Raw genomic sequence first — 11,998 nt, forward strand, 5'->3', positions numbered from 1 at the left:
ATGCCCATCCTGCGCTTCACCGATCTGGTCACCCAATGCCTCTTCGAGCGCCGAAGAATCGAGGCCATCAACAAGCCCCCTCCGGTCAATCCCAGCCGCCGAATGGATCGGACCTCCCCAAACCAGTTGGGCTTCGCCTATGAATAACTTTCCCCGGACAGCCCTGCCTCGTGGGGGAGATGGCCGGCAGGCCAGAGGGGAGCGCGAAGGATCGCGGCGTTAACTGTTGCCAACTTCATCGTGCCCCTCCCCTACGCCGTTCGAATCCGCCTATAATCGCCTGATGCCCATCCGCCAGCTTTCCGAAACGATGATCAACCAGATCGCCGCCGGCGAGGTCATCGAGCGTCCGGCGAGCGTGGTCAAGGAACTGGTCGAGAATGCGCTCGACGCAGGAGCGTCGCGCATCGAGGTCGTGACGGCGGGTGGCGGGCTGAACCTGATCCGCGTCACCGATGACGGCTCGGGCATTCCCGAACAGGAACTCGCGCTGGCGATCGCGCGCCACTGCACCTCCAAGCTTTCCGACAGCATCCACGACATCCGTTCGCTCGGCTTCCGCGGCGAGGCGCTGCCTTCGATCGGCTCGGTGGCGCGGCTGTCGATCCGCTCGCGCACGGCTGGCGGCGACAGCGCGGCCGAGATCGGCACCGACGGCGGCCGCGTCTCGGCGGTGAAGCCGGCGGCGGCAAACCGCGGCACCACGGTCGAGGTGCGCGACCTTTTCTTCGCCACACCGGCCAGGCTGAAATTCATGAAGGGTGAGCGCGCCGAAAGCTCGGCCACCAGCGACGTGGTGAAGCGCATCGCCATCGCCTTTCCTGCTGTCCGCTTCACGCTGGCCGGCGCCGACCGCTCGACGCTGGAACTGCCCGCAACCAGCGACACGCCGCAGGGCCGGCTTGCCCGCGTCGCGCAAGTGATGGGCAAGGATTTCCCGGACAATGCCATCGCCATCGATGCCGCGCGGGAGGGAGTTCACCTTGCCGGCCACGTCTCGATCCCGTCCTACACGCGTGCCAATGCGCTGCAGCAGTATGCCTATGTCAATGGACGGCCGGTTCGCGACAAGCTGATCGCCGGCGCGATCCGCGGCGCCTTCGCCGACGTGCTGCCGCGAGACCGCCACGCGGTGACGGTGCTCTTCCTGTCGCTCGACCCCTCGACAGTCGACGTCAATGTCCATCCCGCCAAGGCCGATGTGCGTTTCCGCGATCCCGGCCTGGTCCGCGGGCTGATCGTCGGCGCCATCCGCGAGGCGCTGGCCGGCGCCGGCATCCGCGCGGCGACGACGGGCGCCGCCGGCATGATGGCGGCGTTCCGGCCGGGGGCGGCGCCCTACTCGCATCCCGGCCCGGCCAACGGCCATCGCAGCTACGAGGCCGCTTATCGCGCTTCCGGAGGCTTCGATCCGTTGCGCTCGGCGCAGCGGCCGCTCGACATGGGCGAAGCACGAGCGCCACTAAACGGCTTCGCCGAGAACGAGCAGGCGGCCTTCGACACCGGGCCGCTCGCCAGCGCCGATGTCCGCGCCGGCATGGCCGAGCCGCCCGAAGCGATGCTCGGCATGGTGCTGGGCGCGGCGCGCGCACAGGTGCATGAGAACTATATCGTCGCCCAGACGCGGGATTCGCTTGTCATTGTCGACCAGCATGCCGCGCATGAGCGGCTGGTCTACGAGGCGCTGAAGAATGCGCTGCATTCGCGCGCCGTGCCGTCGCAGATGCTGCTCCTGCCCGAGATCGTCGACCTGCCGGAAGATGATGCAGAGCGGCTGGCGATGCATTCCGAGACGCTCGCCAAATTCGGCCTGGGCCTCGAGCGCTTCGGTCCAGGCGCGGTGGCGGTGCGCGAGACGCCCTCGATGCTGGGCGAAACCAATGTGCAGCAGCTGGTGCGCGACCTCGCCGACGAGATCGCCGACAACGACACCGTCGAGACGCTGAAGGAGCGGTTGGACAGAATAGCCGCCACCATGGCCTGCCATGGTTCGGTGCGGTCAGGGCGCCTGCTCAAGGCCGAGGAGATGAACGCGCTGCTGCGCCAGATGGAAGCGACGCCCGGCTCCGGCACCTGCAACCACGGCCGCCCGACCTATATCGAACTCAAGCTCGCCGATATCGAGCGGCTGTTCGGGCGGCGGTGAGCGCGCGCCAAGGCCCCTCACCCAGCCTCGGCTTCGCTCGGCTGACCTCTCCCCGGTGGGAGAGGAGACTTTCGGCGCCGGCGCCAATCTCTTCTCCCCGACGGGGAGACGGTGGCCGCGTAGCGGCCGGATGAGGGGGCAAGAAAAGAGCCGCTCGAAGCGGCTCTTTTCTTGAGTCAGGAAAAGTCTTCAATCCACCGGTCTACCGCTTCAAATTGACCACGATCACGCCACCCAGCGCCAGCGCGCCGCCCAGGATGCCGAGCAGCGACGGCACTTCGCCCAGCCAGAAGAAGCCGATCAAGGCGGAGGTCGGCGAGACGAGGTAGAGGAAGTTCGAGGCGCGCGCGGCAGGCAGGCGCGATAGCGCGGTCGCCCATGCGGCATAGGCGATCAGCGAGGGCACGATGCCGAGATAGATGACGGCGCCGAGACCGGCGGTGTCGGCGACCGCTGCCTGCGAAAACGCTTCCGGCAGGAAGGGCGACAGGCAGAGCGCGCCGAGCACCATGTTGGAAGCGGAAATAGTCAGCGGATGATGGCGGGCAAAGAGCGGCTTCTGGACGATGGTGTTGACGGCGGAGCAGAGCGCGGAGCCCAGCACCAGCAGCGCGCCGGCGTTGAAATGCAGGCCGTTCCCGTCGGCCACCGCGATGATGCCGATGCCGGCGAAGGAAATGACCGTGCCGAGCCACGCCAGACGCGAGAAGCGCTCGCCGAGCAGCGCCATCGCCATGATAGCGGTGAAGATCGGGCTGACATTGATGATGAAGCCGGCCGCGCCCGCCGAGACGGTGAGCTCGCCGAAATTGAGCATGGCCGTGTAGAGCGCGACGAAGATGGCGCCGCCGAAGGCAAAGCGCCACAGCTCGCCCATCCGGGGCAGTGCCGGGCGCTTCACCGCGAGGAAGATGGCGGCCGGAACCGCCGCGATGGCAAAGCGCAGCGCGCCGAGCTCCAGCGGCTGGAAGGCGGCAAGGCCGGCGCGGATCGCCGGGAAAGCCGAGGCCCAGCCGATGACCGTCAGCGTCACCGCTATTGCGGCGGCGGTGTCCATGCGCTGTGTCTCATTCAACGTGCCGGTGTAAGCGCTCATTGCCGTGGCCTCGTCTTTCTGCGTCATGAATGCAGAAAACGCCATTGCCGGCCGATTGACAAACGACCAATTCGAGGGTCAGCTGTGAGCATGGATCACAGCTCTGACCAGATACTGCCGCTTGAAACCCTGCGTGCGTTCGATGCGGCAGCGCGCATGGGGAGCTTTTCCGCGGCGGCTGAAAAACTCAACCTCACCCATGGGGCGGTGAGCCGCCAGATCGCCAAGCTGGAGGACTGGCTTGGCTTGAAAGTGTTCGAGCGCAACGCGCGTGGCGTGACGCTGACGATCGAGGGCAACCGACTGCATTTGAGGACCGCCGAGGCCTTCGCGCTGATCTCGTTCAACTCCGACCGTTGGGTCGAGCCGCGCGGCACCGCTGTGGTGCGGCTGGCCTCGATCCCCTCGGTGAGCGGGCTATGGCTGATGCCGCGCATGGCCTCGCTGGAGAACCATCCGACCAAGCTGCGCATCGTGCTCGACGTCGACAACCGCCAGGCCGATCTCGCCGACGAAGGCATCGACCTTTCGGTGCGCTGCGGGCGCGGCCGCATTCCGGGCCGCATCTCGGTACAGCTGTTCGAGGAGCATATTTTCCCGATCGCCTCGCCGGAGCTGGCGAAGGAGATCGGACGAGGCGATCCTGCCCGGCTGCTGAAATTCCCGCTGATCAACGATTCCGACGCGTCCGCCTGGCGCGCCTGGCTCGCGGCGCAGGACATGGACTATCGCCCGCGTCCGCAGGACCGGCGTTTCGAGGACTACAATCTGGTGCTCGATGCGGCCGCGCATGGATTGGGCATCGCGCTGGCGCGGCCGCCGCTGACGGCAGACCAGCTCCAATCCGGCCGCATCGTTGCCGTCGACGAGCGCGCTGCGCTCAATCCGGTGTCTTATTGGATGGACCGCCCGGTCGGCCGGCCGCGCGCGGCGGCGGCGGACCTTGCCAGGCGCATCGCCGAACAGGCTGGGCTTGCTCCGGAGGCCGTGGAGGCTTTCCTGCAGGACGACGTCTAGAGCGTTTCACCGTTTCGCTGAAACGGCGAACCGCTCTATCTCCTTATTTTTTAATGCAGTTCCGGACGGAAAGGCTACGGCGAAGTCGCCGAGCCTAACCGCTCACAGTTTTGCTGGAACTGCTCTGGGCGGGGTCAGCGAAGCAACAACACCATAATCGTTGCCGTCACCGCCGAGACGATGGCCGTGACGACCGAGATCGTCCAAAGGGATATCGGCGCGGATTCCGATCGCGGGGCATGACCAGCCGGACCAACTGCGGCACCGCGCGGCCGCGGCGCGTTGGCGTTGGCCGCGACCAGCACCGCGGCGGAAGCGACGGTCGGCGAAAATGTCGACAATGGCGGAGCGACCGCGGGGCTCGGCGTGGTGTCGACGACCACTGCCGGTGGCGGGGCGAAGCCGCGCGATGCCTGACCGGTATCCGTCGCCGCTCTGCCCGTCGAAGGTGTTGCCGGCGCATCGCCCGAGGCGGCATCGGGCTCCATGACGGCCCGGTAAGCGTTCTCGACCTCGGAGGACGACAGGCGTGGCGATGCCTGAGCCGCAGGGCGCGGCAGCGCGCTTTGCAGCGACTGGGCCGCGATTTGCGCCGCCTGCACCATTGATGGCACCGGCGGCTGGACCAGCGTCCTGATCAAAGCCGCCGTCGCCGGATCGGCCTTCGGCGACGGCACCGCCTGCGGGGTGAGCGCCTCATTGATCAGCGTGTTCAAGCGGGTCGGAGTGATGTCCATGCCGGGGCTCCGGGAACCATTTGTCGCCGCAGCCATACCGGATGAGCATTGCGTCAAGCTTGACGTTGCTTGCGATTTATGGCGATTGAAACCCGATGAACTGCAGCGTCCTCTCATGATGAACCGTTTCGAAGGCCCGGGCGGCAGGGAAGCCCGGATTCGTTATCTCGACGGCGACTTCCAAGTCACCAGTCCGGGCGCTTTCGTGCGCTGTGCGGTGACGGGCGAGAACATTCCGCTCGACGAGCTCAAATATTGGAGCGTCGCCCGGCAGGAGCCCTATGTGAACGCCGCGGTGTCGCTTGCCCGCGAGATCGAGATGCACCCGGAATTGCGCAAGCGGGGATAAGCCTTGCGAGCCCATGGCGCCTTGGCAGCCAAGCTCGACCGCTCAGGTACTTACATTGAAAAACTTCAGGAAATCTCTCAAGACACTTCTTCGCATGCTGCTTGTCATGCGTGCGAGATGGCGCGACCGGGCGGTGTCGAGGGCGCCCCGATTCAAGCTGACGGCCTGCGCCATCTTCCGCGAGGAAGCGCCGTTCCTGGCCGAATGGATCAGGTTCCATCAGAATGTGGGATTCGAGCATTTCTATCTCTACAACAACTTCTCGACCGACGACTTCAAAGCCGTATTGAACCCGTTCATCCAGGAGGGCCTAGTTACGCTGGTCGACTGGCCGCGGCCGGTGGGGCAGCTGTCGGCTTATGGGGACTGTATCCGCAGGCGCTGGCGCGAAGCGTTGTGGATCGGATTCTTCGACATCGATGAGTTTTTTTTCGCGCCCGACGGACGTGACGTACCCTCGGTTCTGAGGGATTATCGCGACCTGCCAGGCGTTTGCGTCTGGCAAGCTTTCTATGGCTCCTCCGGCCAGGTCGAGCGACCGGAACGGCCGGTGGTCGAGGCCTATACGATGCGAGCCGGGCCGGACATCACGACGGTCAAGACAATCCTCAACCCGCGCATGGTCTACAGGGTGGGCGTCCATCAGTCGAAATTCCTGTCCGGTGAAGGGATGGACACCCGTCGACGGACCATCGTGCCCGGCATGCCTCCCCAGTTCGATATCCTGAGGATCAATCACTACTGGTCGCGATCACTCGCCGACCTCGACCAGAAAATCCGGCGCGGCGACGCCTCGACTTCCGTGCTGCGCGACAGGGATTGGCATTTCGACTTCGAAAGCAAGCTCAATGTCGAGCGCGACGAGGCGATCTTGCAGGCGATGCGGCGCGCAGGATAGCCGTAGCCACTTGTTCACCTCCCCTCATCAAGCTCGAAGCTCAGCCCCGCATCTTGCGCTGACGCCAGGCGTCGAGCGTCTCGTCGATGATGCGTTCGGGCACATGATCGAGCTCGAACACGGCCTCGATGTCGAGCACGTCCAGCTGGGCGACGAAATCGGCAGGCGTCTCGCCATGGCGCAGCCGCGCGGCGTCCTTTGCCGTGGTGACGAGGCGCAGCCCCTCCTGCCGGGCGAGCGCCAGGAGATCGGCAAGCTCGTCCTGGGCGTAGAAATGATGGTCCGGAAAGGCGCGCGACTGAGCCACTTCGCCGCCCGCGCCACGCACCGTGTCGAAGAATTTCTCCGGATGGCCGATGCCGGCAAAGGCCAGGAAGCGGCCGCCGGCGAAGCGCGACGGATCGGCCGGCTCGACATGCGCCAGGAAGATCGGCCGCCCGGCGCGCGCCGCCTGGCGCACGACGCCGTCGGCGGCGGCCCCCTCGCCCATCTTCAGCAAGCCGCTGGTGAAGACCAGTTGGTCGACGACCTTGGCGCGGAGCGGGCCGCCCGGGATGACGCGGCCGTTGCCGATGCCGAAGCGAGCGTCGACCACGACCAGCGCATAGTCGATATGGATGCGCGCCGACTGGAACCCGTCATCCATGATCAGGAAGTCGCAGCCATGTTTTTCGATGAGCAGCTTCGCGCCGGCAGCGCGGTTCGCCGTCACCGCGACGGGCGCATGTTCGGCCAGGAGCAGCGGCTCGTCACCGACATGCTTGGCGGCGTCGTGATGCGCATCGACGACATGCGGCTTCGCGAACGAGCCGCCATGGCCGCGCGACAGGAAGCCTGGCGTGAGCTGCATGCGTCTGGCCTGCTTGGCCAAAGCGATGGCGACCGGTGTCTTGCCGCTGCCGCCGACGGTAAGGTTGCCGACGCACAGGACCGGCGCTGCGACCTTCTCGCGCGGCGCGTGGCGCATGCGGCGGCCGGCGACCAGCCCATAGATCGCCGATGCGGGCGACAGCGCAAGCACGCGCCAGTCCGGCTTTTCCCACCAGAAGGGTGGCGCTTCGCTGGTCATCGCGCCTGCCCCATGCGTCTCGGCTTCGCGCATGGACTTTTCCAAAAATCGGATCCGATTTCTGGGGTCATGATCTAGCGCCCGTTTGCGCCTTTCAGGCGCGCCTTGACGACCAGAGGCTGGATATAGGGCTCCAGCGATTTCAGCGTGCGGGCAAGCGCGCCGCGCATTTCGTCGACGGTGGCGGCACCCGCCGCCATCATCTCGTGGCGCGCCGCTTCGTTGGTCAAAAGGAAATTGACGGCGCCGGCCAGCATGTCGCGGTCGCGCACCAGCTTGGCGCCGCCACTGTCGAGCAGCCGCTGATAGGCCTCACGGAAATTCTGCACGTTACGCCCGGCCAGCACGGCGGTTTCGAGCATCGCCGGCTCGAGCGGGTTCTGGCCGCCTTGCGAAGTCAGCGAGCGGCCGACAAAAGCGATCTCGGTCAGCCTCAGATAAAGCCCCATTTCGCCGATCGTATCGCCGAGCAGGATGTCGGTATCGTGGGAGATGCGGTCATCCTTGCTGCGCCTTGCCACGGACAGCCCCATGCCGGAAATCTGAGCGGCCAGCGCATCGGCGCGATCGGGGTGACGCGGCACGATAATGGTCAAGAGCCCGTGATGTCGCTTGTGCAGGCTGGCATGGACCTCCGCGGCCACGACCTCCTCGCCATCATGGGTCGAGATCGCAGCCCAGGTCGGGCGGCCGCCGATCTGGCGCTGCAGGGTGGCCAAGGTCCGCTCGTCGACCGGCGGCGGGTTGGTGTCCACCTTGAGGTTGCCGGAAACGGTGACCGGCCGGGCGCCCAGCGCGCGGAACCGCTCGCCGTCGACATCCGACTGGGCAATGACGTGGGCAAGATTCTCGAACAGCGCCTCGGCAACGCCGGCGCGCTTCTTCCAGGACATGAAGGAGCGGTCCGACAGCCGGCCGTTGACCAGAACCTGCGGCACGTTGCGGGCGCCAAGTTCCAGGATGGTCATCGGCCAGATTTCCGATTCGGCGATGATCGCCAGTTCCGGCCGCCAGTGATCGAGGAAGCGGCTTACCGCGGGCTTGAGATCGAGCGGCACATATTGGTGGATGATGCGGCTGCCGAGGCGCTCTTCGGCGACCTTGGCCGAGGTCACCGTGCCCGTGGTCAAGACGATGTTGACGCCATAGTCGAGGATGCTCTCGACCAGCGGCACCACCGCGATCGTCTCGCCCACGCTTGCGGCATGGATCCAGATCACCGGTCCTTCCGGACGGGGGCGGCCGGCGACGCCATAGCGTTCTCGGCGGCGGACACGATCCTCCTTGCCGCGCGAGGCGCGCCAGGCGACATAGGGGCCGATCAGCGGATAGGCGGCCGCTCCCGCATAGCGATACGCAGTCAGGGCCGCACGCGCCCAGCGCTCGCTCATTTGCCGCCGTCCACGAGGCGATAGGCCTCAGCCGTCGCGGCGTTGAGGGAGGCCGTGACCTCCTGGCGCTTGCGCTCCATCTCGGCATCATCGGCATCGGCGGCCACGAAGACAGGCTGGCCCACGATGACCGCGGAGCGGCCGAACGGCAGGTTGATGGTGGTCTTGTCCCAGCTCTTCTCCAGCACCTTGCGGCGGCTGGTGGCGATGGCCGATGGCAGGATCGGCCGGCCGGAAAGCCTTGCCAGGAGAACGATGCCAAGCCCAGCGTCGCGCGGCGTGCCATTCGGAATGTCGGCGATCATGGCGACGTTCTTGCCGGTGGCGAGCGCCTTCCTCAGCGCGATCAGGGCCTTGGCGCCGCCCTTGTCCAAATGCCTCGAATTGTTGCGGCCGCCGGAGCCGCGCACCGCCTCGATGCCGAATTTCTCGATCATCAGCGCCTGGAGCTCGGCGTCGGCGCTGCGCGAAACCATGGCGACCAGCGGCCGGCCCTCGGGGTAATAGGCAGGGGTCAAAAGATGCTGGCCGTGCCAGAGCGCGATGATGCCCGGCTCAAGATGCGCATAAGCGCCGCCGGCTACTCGGGTCGAGCCTTCGACGAGCGGGCTGGTGACCCGAATCAACCGCAAGAACCAGGCGAACAGGCTGGCGATGAAGTTCTTGACGAAACTCGACTGCGCCAACGGCTCGCGGATGCGCCGCCACAGCGTGCGCGTTCCGCCGCGTCTGCCGGCGCGCGGCCGGGTCGCCCCTTTCACCGCTTCATGCTCCATCGACGTCAACCGCCGACCTTCGATTCTGGATCGAGCAAGCGGTGCAGATGAACAACGAAATAGCGCATATGAGCATTGTCGACACTTGCCTGCGCCTTCGCCTTCCAGGCGACGTGCGCCGATTGATAGTCGGGATAGATGCCGACAATGTCGAGCGCGTCCAGGTCGCGAAACTCGGTTCCACCCAGCTTTTTCAGCTCGCCACCGAACACCAGGTGCAAAAGCTGCTTCTTTCCGTCTTCCACGGCCATGCCGATCCTTCGTAGATTCATGAGTTTTGTGAAACGTTTAGCCCAAAGCAGCCGATTTTGGAACTGCGGGCCGACTCACCCTTGGTCAACCCCGGCGATGACCCTGGCGAGCACGCCGAGCAGTTCGCCGCTGCCCGCGGCGAGCGCGCCATGGTTGATCACCTCGCCGGCATAGCGCGGCGGCTTGCCGGTGCGGTCGAGCAATGCTCCGCCCGCCTCGGCAAGGATGAGGTCGGCGGCGGCGATGTCCCAGTCATGCGCGCTCGGCTTGACGAAGGTCGCATCGAGCTTTCCGGCGGCGATCATCGCCAACCGATAGGCAAGCGAAGGGATGTAGGCCGTCCGCCGCAGCCTGTCCTGCCATGCCGGCGGCATTAAGTCGACCAGCGGCTTGGGCCCGCCGATATCGACGCTTTCGCCCAGCGGTCGCACATGGATGCGCTTGTCGTTGAGATAGGCGCCCTCGCCCGGCAGCGCCCAATAGGTCTCGCGTTTGGCCGGGCATTCGAGCACGCCGGCGAGCGAGCGCCCGTTCTCGACCACAGCGACGCTGACGCACCAGGAATGCAAGCCATCGAGAAAGCCGCGCGTGCCGTCGATCGGGTCGACCACGAAGGTGCGGCGGGCCGACAGCCTGGCATGGTCATCGGCGGTCTCCTCCGACAGCCAGCCATAATCCGGACGCAGCCGGAGCAAGGTCTCGCGCAGGTAGGCGTCGGCGGCGTGATCGGCCTCGCTCACCGGCGAGGTGCCGCCCTTCATCCACACCTGCGGGTTCTTGCCGAAATAGCCCATGGCGATGGCGCCGGCCTCGCGGGCGGCGTCGCGCAGCAAAGCGAGATCGTCGCGGGCCTCGCTCGAGGTCAATTGGTCAAGCGCCGGCAAGGGTCATCCCTTCGATCAGGAGCGTCGGCGCCGCGGTGCCGAAATTGCGGTCGAGATCGTTCGCCGGAACCATGTTGAGGAACATGGCCTTCAGGTTCGAGGCGATCGTCACCTCGGCGACCGGATAGGCCAATGCGCCGTTCTCGATCCAGTAGCCGGAAGCGCCGCGGCTGTATTCGCCGGTCACCATGTCGACGCCCTGGCCGAACACCTCGGTGACATAGAAGCCGCTCTTCAACGAGGCGATCAGATCTTCCGGCGAGCGCTCGCCGGGCTCGATGGCAAGGTTGGTCGAGGACGGCGAAACCGACGAGCCGCTACGCGAGCCGCGCCCGTTGGTGACAAGGCCGAGCTCGCGCGCGGCCGAGGTGGACAGGAACCAGTGATTCAAGACACCCTTCTCGACCATCAGCAGCTTCTCGCCCTCGATGCCCTCGCCATCGAAGGGGCGCGAGGCCTGGCCGCGCCGCCGCAACGGCTCGTCGGTGACGGTAATCGCGGCCGACGCCACCTGCTTGCCCATCATGTCGCGCAGGAAGCTGGTCTTGCGGGCGACCGCGGCGCCGTTGATGGCGCCGGCGAGATGGCCGGCAATGCCGCGCGCGACGCGCGGATCGAACACTACGTCGACCGGGCCGGTCTTCGCCTTGCGGGCGCCGAGGCGGCGAACGGTACGTTCGCCCGCCTTGCGACCGATGTCCTGCGGCGTGTCGAGGTCGGCGAAATGCTGGCGCGACGAGAATTCGTAGTCGCGTTCCATCGCGGTTCCCTCACCCGCAATGACGCTGGTCGAGCGCGAGAAACGCGAGGCGACATACTGGCCGACAAAGCCATGCGAGGTGGCGAGAACCATGCCGCCCAAGCCGGCGCCGGCGCTGCTGCCGGCGGAATTGGTGACGCCCTTGACGGCCAACGCGGCCGCTTCGGCAGCAAGTGCTGCTTCCTTCAGCTCGTCTGCCGATACCTCTGTCGGGTCAAAAAGATCGAGATCGCGCAAATTGCGTGCGAGCAGCGCGGGATCGGCGAGGCCCTGGAACGGGTCTTCGGGCGAAACCCTGGCCATCGCCACGGCACGCTCGGCGAGCGCCTTCGGGTCGGATGCGGCGGTGGCCGAGACGCTCGCCACACGCTGGCCGACGAAGACGCGCAGCGACACGTCCTCGCTCTCCGACGATTCGGTGCCTTCGACCTTGCCCAGCCGAACCGACACGCCGGCCGAACGGCCGCGCACCGCCACCGCGTCGGCCGCATCGGCGCCGGCGCGCCTGGCGGCCTCGACGAGCGCCGCGACGCGATCGGTCAATTTCGCTGCGTCGAGCTTATCGGTCATGCGGTTGTTCCTGTTCGTTCACGCGGTCTGTCAGGTCGGGATCACGCCCGCGC

12 protein-coding genes and 1 pseudogene are annotated in these 11,998 nt (G+C 66.3%); 5 read left to right on the top strand and 8 right to left on the bottom strand.

Features of this window, described 5'->3' with window-relative positions:
- Both FJ419_RS19360 and mutL read left to right on the top strand, forming a co-directional pair.
- Positions 1-147 (top strand): annotated as a pseudogene (locus FJ419_RS19360) (IS4 family transposase); the annotation flags it as partial.
- Between the two features lie 136 nt (positions 148-283).
- Complete coding sequence (mutL, locus tag FJ419_RS19365; RefSeq protein ID WP_140696809.1) at positions 284-2,146, top strand: DNA mismatch repair endonuclease MutL; 1,863 nt, start codon at positions 284-286, stop codon at positions 2,144-2,146.
- Positions 2,147-2,348: 202 nt separating this feature from the next.
- Here the strand turns inward: mutL and FJ419_RS19370 are convergent, their stop codons facing one another.
- Complete coding sequence (locus FJ419_RS19370; protein ID WP_140696812.1) at positions 2,349-3,242, bottom strand: EamA family transporter; 894 nt, start codon at positions 3,240-3,242, stop codon at positions 2,349-2,351.
- Between the two features lie 90 nt (positions 3,243-3,332).
- On the opposite strand from FJ419_RS19370, the gene FJ419_RS19375 reads away from it, so the two are divergent.
- Positions 3,333-4,259, top strand: coding sequence for a LysR substrate-binding domain-containing protein (locus FJ419_RS19375; protein ID WP_140696815.1), 927 nt, complete (start codon positions 3,333-3,335; stop codon positions 4,257-4,259).
- A 134-nt stretch (positions 4,260-4,393) separates the two neighbouring features.
- On the opposite strand, the gene FJ419_RS19380 is transcribed toward FJ419_RS19375, so the two are convergent.
- Positions 4,394-4,996: a hypothetical protein gene (locus FJ419_RS19380; protein ID WP_140696818.1), complete on the bottom strand. Its 603-nt coding sequence runs from the start codon at positions 4,994-4,996 to the stop codon at positions 4,394-4,396.
- A 115-nt stretch (positions 4,997-5,111) separates the two neighbouring features.
- Here FJ419_RS19380 and FJ419_RS19385 point away from each other — a divergent pair, with 115 nt between their 5' ends.
- Together FJ419_RS19385 and FJ419_RS19390 are read left to right on the top strand one after the other, a co-directional pair.
- On the top strand, positions 5,112-5,345 hold the full coding sequence (locus FJ419_RS19385; protein ID WP_095818449.1) for a DUF2093 domain-containing protein: 234 nt from the start codon (positions 5,112-5,114) through the stop codon (positions 5,343-5,345).
- 94 nt (positions 5,346-5,439) lie between these two features.
- Entirely contained in the window at positions 5,440-6,243 is an 804-nt protein-coding gene (locus FJ419_RS19390) for a glycosyltransferase family 92 protein (protein WP_246679251.1), read from the top strand.
- Between the two features lie 40 nt (positions 6,244-6,283).
- On the opposite strand, the gene lpxK is transcribed toward FJ419_RS19390, so the two are convergent.
- The 6 genes from lpxK to FJ419_RS19420 all read right to left on the bottom strand — a co-directional run bounded on the left by lpxK (position 6,284) and on the right by FJ419_RS19420 (position 11,945).
- Positions 6,284-7,312, bottom strand: a complete 1,029-nt coding sequence (gene lpxK, locus FJ419_RS19395) for a tetraacyldisaccharide 4'-kinase (RefSeq protein WP_140697321.1) — start codon at positions 7,310-7,312, stop codon at positions 6,284-6,286.
- 74 nt (positions 7,313-7,386) lie between these two features.
- The gene (gene waaA, locus FJ419_RS19400; RefSeq protein ID WP_140696825.1) at positions 7,387-8,703 is read right to left on the bottom strand and encodes a lipid IV(A) 3-deoxy-D-manno-octulosonic acid transferase; all 1,317 of its coding nucleotides are present in this window, start codon (positions 8,701-8,703) and stop codon (positions 7,387-7,389) included.
- Positions 8,700-9,479: a lysophospholipid acyltransferase family protein gene (locus FJ419_RS19405; protein WP_140696828.1), complete on the bottom strand. Its 780-nt coding sequence runs from the start codon at positions 9,477-9,479 to the stop codon at positions 8,700-8,702. The genes waaA and FJ419_RS19405 overlap by 4 nt, the downstream gene beginning before the upstream one ends.
- A 5-nt stretch (positions 9,480-9,484) precedes the next feature.
- Positions 9,485-9,730, bottom strand: a complete 246-nt coding sequence (locus FJ419_RS19410) for a DUF4170 domain-containing protein (RefSeq protein WP_140696831.1) — start codon at positions 9,728-9,730, stop codon at positions 9,485-9,487.
- 75 nt (positions 9,731-9,805) lie between these two features.
- Complete coding sequence (locus FJ419_RS19415; protein ID WP_140696834.1) at positions 9,806-10,615, bottom strand: 3'(2'),5'-bisphosphate nucleotidase CysQ; 810 nt, start codon at positions 10,613-10,615, stop codon at positions 9,806-9,808.
- Positions 10,602-11,945: a TldD/PmbA family protein gene (locus tag FJ419_RS19420; RefSeq protein ID WP_140696838.1), complete on the bottom strand. Its 1,344-nt coding sequence runs from the start codon at positions 11,943-11,945 to the stop codon at positions 10,602-10,604. Before FJ419_RS19420 ends, FJ419_RS19415 begins: the two co-directional genes overlap by 14 nt.
- Positions 11,946-11,998: the final 53 nt, after the last annotated feature.

This window comes from Mesorhizobium sp. B2-6-2 (genome assembly GCF_006440615.1).
In the GTDB taxonomy this organism is placed as follows: Bacteria; Pseudomonadota; Alphaproteobacteria; order Rhizobiales; family Rhizobiaceae; genus Mesorhizobium.